The organism is Amycolatopsis roodepoortensis, from assembly GCF_024628825.1.
GTDB lineage: Bacteria > Actinomycetota > Actinomycetes > Mycobacteriales > Pseudonocardiaceae > Amycolatopsis > Amycolatopsis roodepoortensis.
Genome location: NZ_CP102415.1, coordinates 4,065,158 through 4,079,027 on the forward strand (window position 1 = coordinate 4,065,158; position 13,870 = coordinate 4,079,027).

General features: G+C 69.7%; 13 protein-coding genes. 6 read left to right on the forward strand and 7 right to left on the reverse strand.

Annotated elements, in window-relative coordinates; translation table 11 throughout:
• The first annotated feature begins 28 nt into the window (after window positions 1–28).
• Both NQK81_RS18990 and NQK81_RS18995 read left to right on the forward strand, forming a co-directional pair.
• Entirely contained in the window at window positions 29–1,300 is a 1,272-nt protein-coding gene (locus tag NQK81_RS18990; RefSeq protein WP_257489218.1) for a PspC domain-containing protein, read from the forward strand.
• Window positions 1,293–1,526 carry a hypothetical protein gene (locus NQK81_RS18995; RefSeq protein ID WP_257489219.1) on the forward strand — a complete coding sequence of 78 codons (234 nt, stop codon included), beginning with the start codon at window positions 1,293–1,295 and terminating at the stop codon, window positions 1,524–1,526. Before NQK81_RS18990 ends, NQK81_RS18995 begins: the two co-directional genes overlap by 8 nt.
• Window positions 1,527–1,761: 235 nt before the next feature.
• Here NQK81_RS18995 and guaA read toward each other — a convergent pair whose 3' ends face one another.
• Window positions 1,762–3,318, reverse strand: coding sequence for a glutamine-hydrolyzing GMP synthase (gene guaA / locus NQK81_RS19000; protein ID WP_257489220.1), 1,557 nt, complete (start codon window positions 3,316–3,318; stop codon window positions 1,762–1,764).
• 126 nt (window positions 3,319–3,444) lie between these two features.
• Here guaA and NQK81_RS19005 point away from each other — a divergent pair, with 126 nt between their 5' ends.
• Window positions 3,445–3,990, forward strand: coding sequence for a DinB family protein (locus NQK81_RS19005; protein ID WP_257489221.1), 546 nt, complete (start codon window positions 3,445–3,447; stop codon window positions 3,988–3,990).
• A gap of 59 nt (window positions 3,991–4,049) precedes the next feature.
• Complete coding sequence (locus NQK81_RS19010) at window positions 4,050–5,495, forward strand: aldehyde dehydrogenase family protein (protein WP_257489222.1); 1,446 nt, start codon at window positions 4,050–4,052, stop codon at window positions 5,493–5,495.
• On the opposite strand, the gene NQK81_RS19015 is transcribed toward NQK81_RS19010, so the two are convergent.
• The 4 genes from NQK81_RS19015 to NQK81_RS19030 are packed head-to-tail and all read right to left on the reverse strand — an operon-like array spanning window position 5,492 to window position 9,819.
• Window positions 5,492–6,928: an FAD-binding oxidoreductase gene (locus tag NQK81_RS19015; protein WP_257489223.1), complete on the reverse strand. Its 1,437-nt coding sequence runs from the start codon at window positions 6,926–6,928 to the stop codon at window positions 5,492–5,494. The two genes, NQK81_RS19010 and NQK81_RS19015, sit on opposite strands and share 4 nt — an antisense overlap.
• A 37-nt stretch (window positions 6,929–6,965) precedes the next feature.
• On the reverse strand, window positions 6,966–7,760 hold the full coding sequence (locus tag NQK81_RS19020) for an ABC transporter ATP-binding protein (RefSeq protein ID WP_126736626.1): 795 nt from the start codon (window positions 7,758–7,760) through the stop codon (window positions 6,966–6,968).
• Window positions 7,757–8,815: a FecCD family ABC transporter permease gene (locus NQK81_RS19025; protein WP_257489224.1), complete on the reverse strand. Its 1,059-nt coding sequence runs from the start codon at window positions 8,813–8,815 to the stop codon at window positions 7,757–7,759. Before NQK81_RS19025 ends, NQK81_RS19020 begins: the two co-directional genes overlap by 4 nt.
• The gene (locus NQK81_RS19030; protein WP_257489225.1) at window positions 8,812–9,819 is read right to left on the reverse strand and encodes a FecCD family ABC transporter permease; all 1,008 of its coding nucleotides are present in this window, start codon (window positions 9,817–9,819) and stop codon (window positions 8,812–8,814) included. The genes NQK81_RS19025 and NQK81_RS19030 overlap by 4 nt, the downstream gene beginning before the upstream one ends.
• Before the next feature lie 53 nt (window positions 9,820–9,872).
• Between NQK81_RS19030 and NQK81_RS19035 the strand changes: the two genes are divergently transcribed.
• Entirely contained in the window at window positions 9,873–10,856 is a 984-nt protein-coding gene (locus tag NQK81_RS19035) for an ABC transporter substrate-binding protein (protein WP_257489226.1), read from the forward strand.
• 19 nt (window positions 10,857–10,875) lie between these two features.
• Here the strand turns inward: NQK81_RS19035 and NQK81_RS19040 are convergent, their stop codons facing one another.
• Together NQK81_RS19040 and NQK81_RS19045 are read right to left on the reverse strand one after the other, a co-directional pair.
• Window positions 10,876–11,598, reverse strand: a complete 723-nt coding sequence (locus NQK81_RS19040; RefSeq protein ID WP_257489227.1) for a maleylpyruvate isomerase N-terminal domain-containing protein — start codon at window positions 11,596–11,598, stop codon at window positions 10,876–10,878.
• 9 nt (window positions 11,599–11,607) lie between these two features.
• Complete coding sequence (locus NQK81_RS19045; RefSeq protein WP_257489228.1) at window positions 11,608–13,314, reverse strand: GMC oxidoreductase; 1,707 nt, start codon at window positions 13,312–13,314, stop codon at window positions 11,608–11,610.
• A gap of 102 nt (window positions 13,315–13,416) precedes the next feature.
• On the opposite strand from NQK81_RS19045, the gene NQK81_RS19050 reads away from it, so the two are divergent.
• Complete coding sequence (locus NQK81_RS19050) at window positions 13,417–13,812, forward strand: hypothetical protein (RefSeq protein ID WP_257489229.1); 396 nt, start codon at window positions 13,417–13,419, stop codon at window positions 13,810–13,812.
• Window positions 13,813–13,870: the final 58 nt, after the last annotated feature.

Consider the following 13,870-nt stretch of genomic DNA (forward strand, 5'->3'; position numbering starts at 1 on the left):
GGGCCCGGCGGGGCGCATTCTTTGTGGCATGAGTGGGAGTGAGACACAGGTTCCGAAGCGCGGCCCCGCGGCCGGCTTCGAGGAGACCGTCAAGGATTTCTGGCGAAGCAGGCCGGTCCGCCCGGTGGCAGGCCGCAAGTTCGCCGGCGTCGCCGCGGGCATCGGCTACCGGTACGGCATCGACCCGACCGTGGTCCGGGTCGCGCTGGTCGCGGCGACCGTGTTCGGCGGTTTCGGCGTCTTCGTCTACCTGCTGGGCTGGCTGTTCCTGCCGCAGGAGGGCGATCCCGTTTCCGCGTTTGAGAGCCTGATCGGCCGTGGGCGCGCGTCGAGCTCGCCGGCGTTCGCGGTGCTGCTGCTGCTCCTGCTGTTCCCGGGTCTCACCTGGACCTTGAGCGGCGGCTGGATGGCCGACGGCACCGGGCTGATCGGGTTCGCGCTGATGGCCGTCGCGCTGTATCTGCTGCACCGCAACCGCGGGCAGTTCAACCGGCCGACGATGCCCGCACCGGCGTATCCGACGGCCGCGTTCTCCATGGCGTCGGCGTCGGCGGCCTCCACCTCGACGGCGACCGAGGGCGGCTGGGACCCGCTCGCGGCCGACCCGTCCGCTTGGGACCTGCCGAACGCTTCGCCGTCCGGCGGGCTGCCGCCGCAGACTCCTCCGCCGCCTCCCGCGCCGCCTGCGCCCCGCGGTCGCAAGTCGAAGATCGGTGTCGCGACCTTCGGGATCGCCGTGCTGGTCGCCGGGGTCGGCACCGTCCTGGGGCTGGACGGCGAGGCGTGGTTCACCCCGCAGCACGTCGTCGGGCTCACCCTGGGTGTGATCGGTATCGGGCTGGTGGCCGGTTCGTTCGTCCGGGGCGGCCGCGGGCTGATCGGGCTGGCGGTGCCGCTGGCGATCGTCGGGATGGCGCTGACCACGGTCCCGTTCGAGAACTTCTCCGTGAAGGGCGGCGTCGGCGACCTGACGGCGACGCCCGTCCAGGCGTCCGAGGTGCTCCCGGAGTACCACCGGTCGGCGGGGAACATCGACGTCGACCTGACCAAGCTGCCCGCCGGCGCGTCGGTGAGCACGAAGGTCTCCAACGGGGCGGGCAACTCGACGGTGCTCGTGCCGGCGGGTGCCGAAGTGAAGGTCTCCTGCGAGACGGGCGCGGGCGACATCGACTGCCTAGGCCAGTCGCGCTCGGGGGTCGGCGAGGAGGTCGTCGACTTCACGTCGCCGGGCACCAATGGACAGAAGATCACCGTGAAGGTCGAGAACGGTGTCGGGAACGTGGAGGTGCGCCGTGGCTGAGTACGACTACGACAACGCGCAGGCCCAGCCGTCGCAGCCCGCCAAGCGAGGGGTGGACGTCTTCACCCTGATCTTCGGGATCGCGACGCTGCTGGTGTCGGGGTACGTCCTCTCGGACGGCGCCTCGTGGCTCCCGCAGTTCGACTTCCGGTGGGTCATGGCGGGTGGGGCGATCTTCGTCGGCGTCATGCTGCTCGCCGCTTCGCTGCGCAAGAGCCGCCGCTAGCGGCGCCGCTCACGCTCCACCCCACTCCGAAGGCCCCGGCCCCTCGCCGGGGCCTTCGCCTTGCCCCCACCTGCGCCCGGACCTGCGTTTAGCGGGCTAATCGCGATCCGGGCCGCGCCGGGTGCCCCAAGACCCCAGAGCGCGTTTAGCGGGCTAAACGCGATCCGGTCGCCTGGGTGCCCAAAGGCGGCAGATCGCGATTAGGGGGCTAAACGCAGGTCCGGACCAGGAACGGTCACTCCCACTCGATGGTGCCCGGCGGCTTGGACGTGACGTCCAGGACCACCCGGTTCACCTCGGCGACCTCGTTGGTGATGCGGGTCGAGATCCGCTCCAGCACCTCATACGGCAGCCGCGTCCAGTCCGCGGTCATCGCGTCCTCGGACGACACCGGCCGCAGCACGATCGGGTGCCCGTAGGTCCGCCCGTCGCCCTGGACGCCGACGCTGCGCACGTCGGCCAGCAGCACCACCGGGCACTGCCAGATCTCGCCGTCGAGACCGGCCGCGGTGAGCTCCTCGCGCGCGATGGCGTCGGCCGCGCGCAGCGTCTCGAGCCGCTCGGCGTCGACGGCGCCGATGATCCGGATGCCGAGCCCCGGGCCGGGGAACGGCTGCCGCTGCACGATTGTCTCCGGCAGCCCGAGCTCCAGCCCGACGCGCCGCACCTCGTCCTTGAACAGCAGGCGCAGCGGCTCGACGAGCTCGAACTGCAGGTCGTCGGGCAGCCCGCCGACGTTGTGGTGGCTCTTGATGTTCGCCGCGCCCTCGCCGCCGCCGGACTCGACGACGTCCGGGTACAGCGTGCCCTGCACCAGGAACTTGTAGTCGCCCTCGGCCTTGAGGTCGCGCTCGGCCTGCTCGAACACGCGGATGAACTCGCGGCCGATGATCTTCCGCTTCTCCTCCGGGTCGGTGACCCCGGCCAGCGCGTCGAGGAACCGGTCCCGCGCGTCGACGGTCACCAGGTTCACCCCGGTGGCGGCGACGAAATCGCGCTCGACCTGGGTGCGCTCGCCGGAGCGCAGCAAACCGTGGTCGACGAACACGCAGGTCAGGCGGTCACCGATGGCCCGCTGGACCAGCGCGGCGGCCACGGCGGAGTCGACGCCGCCGGAGAGCCCGCAGATCGCCCGGCCGTCACCGACCTGCTCGGCGATGCGCTTGACCTGGTCGTCGACGATGGACGACGTCGTCCACTGCGGCTTGATGCCCGCGATGTCGTGCAGGAAGCGGCGGAGCACCTCCTGGCCGTGCGGCGAGTGGTGCACCTCCGGGTGGTACTGGACGCCAGCGAAGCGGCGTTCGACGTCTTCGAACCCGGCGACGGCGGCGCCGTCACTCGAAGCGGTCACGGTGGCGCCCTCGGGAGCCTTGGTGACGCTGTCGTTGTGGCTCATCCACGCGGGCTGGTTGCTCGGGAGACCGGCGTGCAGCACCCCGCCTTCACCGGCGACGCGGACCTCGGTGCGGCCGAACTCGCGGATCCCGGTCGGCTCGACCGTCCCGCCGAGGGCCTGCGCGAGCACCTGGTGGCCGTAGCAGATGCCGAGGATCGGCACGCCCGCCTCGACCAGCCCGGGGGCGAGGGCGGGGGCGTTCTCCGCGTACACGCTGGAAGGACCACCGGAAAGAATGATCGCGGCGGGGTCCTTGGCGAGGATGTCCTCGGCGGTGGCGGTGTGCGGGACGACCTCGGAGTAGACCTGCGCCTCACGCACGCGCCGCGCGATCAGTTGCGCGTACTGCGCCCCGAAGTCCACGACGAGTACCGGACCGGTGGGACTGGGCACCTGAAACCTCCAGATCAGAGCAGTACGCTTCCCCACCATCGTCCCAGGTGGGCCGGGTCACCTCGCCGCCAACCCCCTCACGATTCAGGACAGCGGATGACCGCGAGGGGTCCTACCGTCCGAGACATGGGCATCGACTGGAGCAAGGAACTCTCCGAACAGCTCGACTGGCACTGGACGCGGCATCTCCGGCCCCGGCTGGACACCCTCACCGACGACGAATACCTCTGGGAACCCGTCGACGATTGCTGGAGCATCCGGCCGGACGAGAGCGGCAAGCCGACGATCGACTGGGCGTATCCGGAGCCATCGCCGCCGCCGGTGACGACGATCGCCTGGCGCCTCGCCCACATCATCATCGGCGTCTTCGCGATGCGGAACGCGTCGCACTTCGGCGGCCCGCCCGCCGACTACCAGACCTTCCCCTACGCGGCCTCCGCCGAAGAAGCACTGAAGCAACTCGACGACGCCTACGCACGCTGGCGGGACGGCGTCCGCGGCCTCACCGCCGAAGACCTTCAGCGCCCCTGCGGCGACGCCGAAGGCCCGTATGCGGAGTACCCGCTCGCGACCCTCGTCCTCCACATCAACCGGGAGGCCATCCACCACGGCGCCGAGGTCCTGCTCCTGCGCGACCTCTATCGCTCACGCCCACGGCCGGATCGCGTTTAGCCCGCTAAACGCGATGCTCGAGGTGCTCGCCGAGCCCCGCCTCGAATACCTTGTCACCCATGGACATGATCACCCCGGAGCCGCGCCCCGCCTGGATCGCCGGACGCCCCGAGCAGGGCGCTTCGACGATCACCGTGCACCACCCTTATGACGGCAGCGAAGTCGCCACCGTCGCGGTGCCCGGCCCGGAGCAGGTCGAACGAGCGGTGAGCGCGGCGGCGAACGTCGCGAAGGAGTTCCGGCGGTCCTCGGCGCACAGCCGCGCCGCGGCGCTCGACCACGTTTCGCGGGTCATCGCCGGCCGGGCCGAGGAGATCGCCGAAGTCATCACCGCCGAGAACGGCAAGCCGCTCAAGTGGGCCGAGGCGGAGGTCCGGCGAGCGGTGTCGGTGTTCCGGATCGCGGCCGAAGAGGCCCGCCGGTTCAGCGGTGACCTGCAGCGCCTGGACACCGATCCGGCGGGCGAGGGCAGGCTGGCCCTCACCCGCCGGATCCCGCGCGGCCCGGTGCTCGGCATCGCGCCGTTCAACTTCCCGCTGAACCTGGTGGCGCACAAGGTCGCGCCGTCGCTCGCGGTCGGCGCGCCGATCATCGTCAAACCCGCGCCGCGCACGCCGCTGGCCGCGCTGATCCTCGGCGAGATCCTGGCCGAGACGGACCTGCCCGAGGGCGCGTTCTCGGTGCTGCCGCTCGGCAACGAAGAGACGTCGGCGCTGGTCGCCGATCCCCGGCTGCCGGTCGTCTCGTTCACCGGTTCGGGTCCGGTCGGCTGGTCGATCGCGGACGCCGCGCCGCGCAAGCACGTCGTACTCGAACTCGGCGGCAACGCGGCCGCCGTCGTGCTCCGCGACTGGCCGGATCCGGAAGGCGCCGCGGAACGCATCGCGACCTTCGGCAACTACCAGGCCGGGCAGTCCTGCATCGCCGTGCAGCGGGTCATCGTCGAACGCGAGGTCGCCGAGGAATTCGTGCCCGCACTGGTGGAAGCCGTGCGGGCACAACGAACCGGCGACCCGTACGACAAGAACACCGACGTGGGACCGGTCGTCGACGAGGCCGCCGCCGAACGGATCGTCGCGTGGATCGACGAGGCCGTCGCCGCGGGCGCGAAGATCCTCACCGGCGGCAAGCGGGACGGCGCGACGGTCGAACCGACCGTGCTCACCGACGTGCCACCGTCCACAAAGGCCTGGGCCGAGGAGATCTTCGGACCGGTACTCGTAGTGTCCATTGTGGATGGCGTGGACGAGGCTTTCGCTTCGGTCAACGAATCCGCGTACGGTTTGCAGGCCGGGGTGTTCACCCGCGACGTGCATCTCGCCTTCTACGCGTCGACGGAACTCGAAGTCGGCGGCGTGATCATCGGCGACGTCCCGAGCTACCGTGCGGACCAGATGCCGTACGGCGGCGTCAAGGGATCGGGCGTCGGCAGGGAGGGCGTCCTCGCCGCGATGCACGACCTCACCGAGGAACGGGTCACCGTCTTCACCGGCATCGACCTCTAGTCCGGGGTGACGGCCTGCGCGAACCCGAACACCTTGTCCGGGTCGTAGGTCTTCGCCACCTGCCTGAGGCGGGTGACGTTGCCGCCGTAGTAGGCCGTCATCCAGTCGGGCAGGGCGGGGTCGATGTAGTTGACGTAGCCCCCGCCCAGCCCGAGACCCGACACCACCTCCGCGACGGAATCCGTTGCCGCGGAACGGTTGTTCACGTCCGCCTGGCTGTAGATCTGCACACTCCCGATCGCCTTCCGGTGCCAGAACGCGGTGGCGTCCGGGGCGATGTCGGCGACGGCGCCGCCGAGACCGTCGACCAGCAGGTCCATTCCTTGCCTGCCCTTGAGGACGGACGTCAGCTTCGAGGGCTCCACCGGTTCTTCGAGTATCCGCGACGAGGCCACAAAGGACTGACGGGTCTCACTGCCGGAGAAGTACTTCATGGCACCGAGATAGTCGAGCTGCTTCACCGTCCGCGTCCCACCGACCTGGTCGAGCAACCGGGCGAGTGAAGCGGAATCGCCGACGTAGCAACCGGAAATCCGCACACCGACCGTCGATCCGCCGGACAGCACGACATTCGCCCACAGTTCAGGCGGAGCTTCGGGAAGCCAACGCTGCCATTCGGCGACGACGTCGTTCGCGCTGCCCGCCGGGAACCGCAGGGAGAACACCGAAACGACCGACGGCGCCGGATCGGTACGGAAGGTGAACGAGGTGACGACACCGAAGTTGCCGCCTCCCCCGCCGCGCAACGCCCAGAACAGCTCCGGCTCGGAATCCGCCGACACGGTCCGGATCTCCCCGTCCGCCGTCACCACTCGCGCGGACACCAGGTGGTCACAGGTGAGGCCGTATTTCCGCGCTAGCACACCGATTCCGCCACCGAGCGTCAGCCCGGCGATCCCGACGCTGGGGCAGGAACCCGCGGGCAGGCAACGGCCCGCACGGCCGAGTGTCGCGTAGACGTCCTTCAGTTTCGCGCCCGCGCCGATCACGACCTGTTCACCTTGGACGTCCACTGAGGACATTCCACCGAGGTCGATCATCAAGCCACCGTCGGGAACCGAATATCCGGCGTAGCTGTGCCCGCCACTGCGCGCGGCGATGGGAACTCGTCTCGCGGCAGCGGAAACGGCAGCCTGCACGTCCTCGGGTTTGGCGCATTTCGCGATCGCGGCGGGCTTGAGCCCGTCGAAGGCCGGGTTGAACACTCGCTTGACGTTGTCGTAGCCGGAATCCCCCGGCAAGAGCAGGGAAACCTTGTTCCGCAACGCCGCCCAGTCCGGCGGACCGGACGGCGGCGTGACGCCGGTGCTCGGCGGTAACGACGTTCCCGGAGCGGAGCTGGGCGCCTGGGCCGGCGGCGCGGCGGAACACGCCGTCGCGGCCACCCCGGCCGCCGTCGCACCGGCGAGTTTGAGGAACGCCCTTCTTTCCATGCCTGTTAGACGCCCAGCCGACGGGCAGGTTGCGGCCTTACCCCCGAAGGTGTGCGCTCACCGGCACGACCAGGGGCGTACCGGACACCGGATCCGCCATGACCTTCGCGGTCAGACCGAAGATCTCCTCGAGTAGCGGCTCGGTGAGCACCTCGGCGGGCGGGCCCTGCGCGACGATCCGGCCGCCGCGCATGGCGACCAGCTTGTCGGCGTAGCGGGCGGCGAGATTCAGATCGTGCAGCACCATCACCACGGTGGTGCCGCGTTCTTCGTGCAGCCGGTACACCAGGTCCAGCACGTCGATCTGGTGCGCCAGGTCGAGATACGTGATCGGCTCGTCCAGCAGGAGCAGGCCGGTCTCCTGCGCCAGCGTCATCGAGATCCACGCCCGCTGCCGCTGCCCGCCGGAAAGCTGGTCGACGACCCGGCCGGCGTGCTCCTCCATCCCGGTCAGCCGCAGCGCCCGCTCGATCGCCTCGTCGTCGGAGGAGGACCATTGCCGGTACCAGCTCTGATGCGGATGCCGTCCCCGCCGGACCAGGTCGGAGACGGTCAGTCCCTCGGGCGCGGACGGCGTCTGCGGCAGCAGGCCGATGATCTTGGCGACCTCGCGGGTCGGCAGCTTGTCGATGCGCTCGCCGTCGAGTAGCACCGCGCCCTGCCGTGGCTTGAGCAAGCGCGCCAGCGCGCGCAGCAGGGTCGACTTGCCGCAGCCGTTGGGGCCGATGATCGCGGTGACGGTCCCGTCGAGGACGTCGAGGTCCAGCCCGGTCACGACGGGCGTTTCGCCGTAGCCGAGTTCCAATTCCCGGGCACGCAGTCTGGCGTTCACGCGCGCTCCTCCTTACGGCTGCGGATGAACAGGAAGATCAGGTACGGCGCGCCGAGGATCGCCGTCAGCACCCCGACCGGCAGCCCGGACAGACCTGGCGTCACGCGCACCACGAAGTCCGCGCCGACGGTCAGCAGCGCGCCGAGGACCATCGAGCCGAACAGCGGCGGCTGCGCCGAGCGGACCAGCCGCAAGGCGATCTGCGGGGTGGCCAGCGCGACGAAGGTGATCGGGCCCGCGGCCGCGGTGGCGACGGCGGCCAAGGCCGCGCCGAGCAGCAGCAGGGTCGCGCGGGCGCCGTCGACCCGGATACCGAGACCGCGCGCGGTGTCGTCGCCGAACTGCAGTCCGCCGATGGTGTGCCCGGCGATCAGCGTGATCGGCGCGAGCACGGCCAGCGCGAGCAGCACCGGGGCGACCGATTCCCAGCCGACGTCGGCGAGGCTGCCCACGATCCACGTCGTCGCCCGCGCGGCGTTGTCGACGTCTCCGATGGTCAGCATCCAGTACACGAGGTTGTAGCCGACGGCCGAAAGCGCGATGCCGATCAGCACGAGCCGGTAGCCGTCGATCCCGCGCCGCCACGAAAGCGCGTACAGCAGGATCCCCGCGATCACGCCGCCCGCCAGCCCGGCGAGCGGGACGCCCAGCGTGCTCGCCAGGCCGCTGACCTGGCCACCGGTACCGCCCGCGACGATCACGCCGACCGCGCCGACGCCCGCGCCCCAGGTGATGCCGAGGATGTCCGGGCTGGCCAGCGGGTTCCTGGCGATGGTCTGGAACAGCGCGCCGGACAACCCGAGTGCCGCGCCGACCCCGATCGCGGTCAGGGTGCGCGGCATCCGCAGGTCGAAGATGATCCCGCGTTCCCGCGCGGTGCCCCCGCCGAACAGCGTCTTCAGGACGTCGCCGAGGCCGATGTGGGAGGTGCCGATACCGATGTTCAGCGCCGCGACCAGCACCAGCGCGACCGCCGCGAAGAGCACGACGGCGAGCGTCCTCGGCCGGACGGTCCAGGCCGCCGGGCCGAGCGAGATCACCTTGGGAGCCGTCATATCCGTGCCAGGCCCTTCTTGCGGACGAGGTGGACGAACACCGGCACGCCGAGCACCGCCAGCATGATGCCGACCTCCAGGTTGTCCGAGGCGACGACGCGGCCGAGCAGGTCCGCCGCCAGCAGCAGGATCGCGCCGAGCACGGCGGAGAACGGCACCAGCCACCGGTAGTCGGGCCCGCTGATCGCCCGCGCGAAATGCGGGACCAGCAGGCCGAGGAACGCGATCGGGCCGCAGGCGGCGACGGCCGCGCCGGTCAGCAGCGTGATCGCGGCGACCCCGAGCAGCCGCGTCCGGCCGACCCGCCGTCCGAGCGCGACGGCGACGTCGTCACCGAGCGCGAGCGTGTTCATGCCCGGGGTGTTGATCACCGCGAGGAGCAGGCCCGCGGCCACGAACGGGGCGATCTGGCCGATCATCGCGGGATCCCGGCCGGCGATCGAGCCGACGTGCCAGAACCGGTAGGTCTCCATCCCGCGGTCGTCGCCGAGCACGATCGCGGAGATGACGCCGTTGAGCAGGGCGCTCACCGCGGCCCCGGCCAGTGCGAGCGTCACCGGTGTGGCGCCGCGGCCACCGACCGCGCCGAGCAGGAAGACGACGGCGCTCGCGATCAGCGCGCCCGCGAAGCCGAACCAGATGAACGCGTACAGGTCGTCGATGCCCAGCACGACGACGGCGAGCACCACCGCGAACGCCGCGCCTTGGGTGACGCCGAGCAGGCCGGGATCCGCGAGCGGGTTACGGGTGTGGCCCTGCATGAGCGCCCCGGCCGCGCCGAGCGCGAGCCCCGCGAGGACACCGAGCACCGTGCGCGGCACCCGCAACGAACGGACGATCAGGTGATCCGGCACACCCGTGGGATGGAAGATCGCGTCCCAGACGACACCCAAAGGAATCGAACGCGCACCGAGGGCGATGCTCGCGACGCAGATCACAGCCAGAAGGGTGACGAGCAGGGCGCCCGCTGTCGCCTTTCCAACACGAACTTCCACTGTGGACATCCGCCATCCTATGCTCCGGTTAGGAAAGCCTAACCGCACAGAAAGAGTGACCCATGACCCCACCCCGGCGCGCAGTCCTCACCCTCGCCGTGACCGCCTGCCTGGCACTCTCCGCATGCGGTGGCGCAGAACAGGAATCCGCCTCCACCGGCACCGGCCAAAGTGGATTCCCGCGGACCGTCGAACACGTGATGGGGTCGACCACGATCGACAAGCAGCCCACCACCGTCGCGGCGCTCGACTCCAGCTACGTCGACGCGGCACTGGCGCTCGAGACGAAGGTCGTGGCGTACACGAAGTACCGCAACTACGACAAGCTGCCGGACTACCTGGGCGATGACCGCAAGTTCGCCGAGGGCGCCAAGGAGATCGGCGCGCTCGAGAGCCCGGACATCGAAAAGCTGTACGACATCAAGCCGGAGCTGATCGTGTCCGCGAAGGTGCGGCACGAAAAGTTCTACGCGGAGTTCAGCAAGGTCGCACCCACGGTGTTCAGCCAGACCACCGGGGCCACCTGGAAGGACAACGTCCGGCTGCTCGGCAAGGCGGTGGGCAAGGAAGCCTTGGCGGAGCAGAAGATCAAGTCCTACGAGGAGCGCGCCCGCAAGGTCGGCGACGCGGTCAAGGCGAAGCTCGGCAAGCCGGTGACCGCCTCCGTGGTCCGCTTCATCGAAGGGGAGCCGACGGTGCGGCTCTACAGTACCGCGTCGTTCCCTGGGAGCGTGATGGCCGACGCCGGGATCCAGCGCCCCGCGGGCCAGCCGGACAACAAGGCGAAGATCTCCAACGACCTGAGCCAGGAAGAGATCGGGAAGCTCGACGCCGAGGCGATCTTCATCGCCAGCTACACCGACGAGACCAAGCAGGCCGAAAACCCCATGACGAAGTTCCAGTCGAACCCGCTTTGGGGAACTCTCAAGGGAAAGAAGATCGACGTCAACGACACCACCTGGTTCACCTCGGTGAGCCTGCAGGGCGCGCACGCCATGCTCGACGACATCGCCAAGCAGTTCGGCGTGGAATCGTTCCGCGCGTAGTCCTTTGTGGACCGTGCCGTCACAGCCAATGCGGCAGCGGCGGCGCGGTACCGTCCAAAGTGGATCCATCGCTGCGGCCGGTGATCCACGCCAGGACGTCGCCCGGGGAGCCGGTCAGCGTGACCGGCTCTCCGGTGCCCATCCGCCACTCGTGCCGGGTCCCGTCCGCGCCGACGGCGACCAGCAGGACCGCGGGCAATTCGCCGCCGTACATGCCGATGGCGTTGCCGACGACGATCTCGAACTCGGCGCCGAGCAGCTCGGCGACGCGGGCGAAGTCGTAGCCGAGATCGAGGTCCGCCAGGTGGATCGCGGTCTCCGAGAGCCGGAGCCAGAGCACGAACTCGGCCGGGATCTCGCGTCCCTGCCGGGCGCGCACGCGGACCTGCCACGCGTCGTCCGGCATGGTCGACGCGACGTCGACGAACCTCGCCGCGGACGCGACGACGTCTTCGGCGATCTCCCCGGCGGACCGGTACGCACCCTTCTCGATGTCGTCGTCCCTGGCCGCCTCACCGGCGTACATCGGGGTCTCGACCCCGGACTTCGCCCAGGTGAGGAGGTTGACCAGGCCATCGGCGTTGCGCGCGAGGTGGGACAACAGATGCGCTCGCGTCCAGCCGGGCAACCCGCTCGGGGCGTGCACGGCCTCCTCGTCGAGCCCGCGCGCCAGCCGCGCCCATTCCTCGTGCAGGGCGCGGACGCGGTTCAGCAGGACGTGTGCGCGTTCGGAGGCTGTCACGCCCCCAAGTTACCGCCGAAGCGCCGCGGGCGCGTCCGCCGGAACCGCGGGGTTCTTCGGGGCGATCGGCTCGAGGCGCGCGTACGGCGAGTCCTGCGGCGGCCTGCTGTCCTGTTCGCCCTTGTTCGGCCAGAACGAGAAAGCCCGCTCGGCCTGCGCGGTGATGGTCAGCGAAGGGTTCACGCCGAGGTTCGCCGTGATCGCCGAGCCATCCACAATGGACAGACCGGGGTAGTTGAAGACGCGGTGGTACGGGTCGATCACGCCGTTGTCGGGCGCCGTGCCGATCGGGGCGCCGCCGATGAAATGCGCCGTCAGCGGGATGTCGAAGATCTCGCCCCAGGTGCCGCCCGCCATGCCGCCGATCCGCTCGGCGGTGCGGAGGTTGGCTTCGTGCCCGGCGGGGATGAAGCTCGGGTTCGGCTCGCCGTGGCCCTGTTTGGACGTGTACTTGCGGCGGCCGAAGAGCCCGCGTTTGGTGTACGTGGTGATGGAGTTGTCGAGGCTCTGCATCACCAGCAGGATCACGGTGCGCTCGCTCCAGCGGTAGCCGTTGAGCAGCTTCACGGTCTGGACGGGGTGCTTGAACATGAAGTTCACGGCCTGACGCCAGCGCGGGACCGCTGAATCGCCTTCGGTGGCGATGGTCTGGAGCAGGCTCATCGCGTTGCTGCCCTTGCCGTATCGGACGGGCTCGATATGCGTGTTCTCGTCGGGGTGGATCGACGAGGTGATCGCGACGCCGCGGCTGAAGTTCCGCTCCTCGTCCACCGACGTCCGGGCGGCGCCGATGATGGCCTCGGAGTTGGTGCGGGTCAGCTCGCCGAGACGCGGTGAGAGCTTCGGCAGCTTGGCGGTGTCGCGCATGCTGTGAAGCAGGTTCTGCGTGCCCCAAGTACCCGCGGCGAGCACCACCTGCGCGGCGGTGAGCTTGTGCCGGAACCTGCGCGAGGTGGTCCCGGTCTTCTTGATGCTCACCTCGTACCCACCTGCGTTTAGCGGGCTAATCGCGCTCACGGTGGTGAGCGGGATGACCTTCGCGCCATCCTTCTCCGCGAGGTAGAGGTAGTTCTTGACCAGCGTGTTCTTGGCGCCGACGCGGCAGCCGGTCATGCAGGCGCCGCATTCGGTGCAGCCGGTGCGCGCCGGGCCCGCGCCGCCGAAGTACGGGTCCTCCGCACGCTCCCCCGGCTTGCCGAAGTACACGCCGACGGGCGTCGGGTGGAAGGACTCCGGCACGCCCATGTCCTCGGCGACGCCCTTCATGACCACGTCCGACGGCGTGACGCTGGGGTTGGTGACGACGCCCAGCATGCGGCTGGCCTGGTCGTAGTGCGGGCCGAGCTCGGACTCCCAGTCGGTGATGTGGGACCACTGCGGGTCGACGTAGAACGGCTTCAGCGGGCGGTACAGCGTGTTCGCGTAGACCAGCGAGCCGCCACCGACGCCCGCGCCTGCGAGGACCATGACGTCCTTGAGCATGTGGATGCGCTGGATGCCGAAGCAGCCGACCTGCGGCGCCCAGACGTAGCGGCGAAGGTCCCAGGACGTCTTCGCGAACTCGTCGTCGGCGAAGCGGCGGCCCGCCTCGATGACGGCGACGCGGTAGCCCTTCTCGGTCAGGCGGAGGGCGGCGACACTGCCGCCGAACCCGGAGCCGACGACGATCACGTCGTAGTCGAAGTCGTCTTCAGTGGTGGTGTTACTCGCAGTCACACCCTCGACTGTAACCCCGGCCACCCCTTCTGACCAGAGGTAAGTTACTGGCCGGTTACCTTCCATCCAGATGTACGAGCGTGGCTGGGGCATCATCGACCGGTGGATACGGATGCCCTGGTGGCGATCGACCTGACGCGTGACGAGCGCACGGTACTGCGCTGTGGCCTGGCGGAATGGGGTGGACCGGCCGCGTGCACCCACGAGCTCGCCGTCGCGATGGGCTTCGAGGACGTGCCCGACCTTTTCGAACAGGCGCGAAGGTTGCGCGCGGCGCTGGCCGACGAAGAACCGCTACGCGCCTCGGAATGGCGCAAGACCCTCATCGCCACCGAAATCGTGTTCGCCAGCGACGTCTTCGGCTCCGGGATGGACTGGTCGATCACCACGGGCTTCGCGGACGACGAAACCCTCCCGATCCTGCGAGACCTCCAGCGGAAAATCGCCCGCTCCCTCGGCTCGGCCCACTACCGCCCGCGGCCACCGGAGCGCCTTTAGCGGGCTAAACGCGACACAGGAGGGACGCATGGGGCTGATGTGACTCCTGAGATGTCAA

What these genes read in the sequence shown, in the direction of transcription:
- NQK81_RS18990 (WP_257489218.1), top strand. Translation starts at nt 29, where the DNA reads ATGAGTGGGAGTGAGACACAGGTTCCGAAGCGCGGCCCCGCGGCCGGC.
- NQK81_RS19005 (WP_257489221.1), top strand. Translation starts at nt 3,445, where the DNA reads ATGGGCATCGACTGGAGCAAGGAACTCTCCGAACAGCTCGACTGGCAC.
- NQK81_RS19010 (WP_257489222.1), top strand. Translation starts at nt 4,050, where the DNA reads ATGGACATGATCACCCCGGAGCCGCGCCCCGCCTGGATCGCCGGACGC.
- NQK81_RS19015 (WP_257489223.1), bottom strand. Translation starts at nt 6,928, where the DNA reads ATGGAAAGAAGGGCGTTCCTCAAACTCGCCGGTGCGACGGCGGCCGGG.
- NQK81_RS19025 (WP_257489224.1), bottom strand. Translation starts at nt 8,815, where the DNA reads ATGACGGCTCCCAAGGTGATCTCGCTCGGCCCGGCGGCCTGGACCGTC.
- NQK81_RS19030 (WP_257489225.1), bottom strand. Translation starts at nt 9,819, where the DNA reads ATGTCCACAGTGGAAGTTCGTGTTGGAAAGGCGACAGCGGGCGCCCTG.
- NQK81_RS19035 (WP_257489226.1), top strand. Translation starts at nt 9,873, where the DNA reads ATGACCCCACCCCGGCGCGCAGTCCTCACCCTCGCCGTGACCGCCTGC.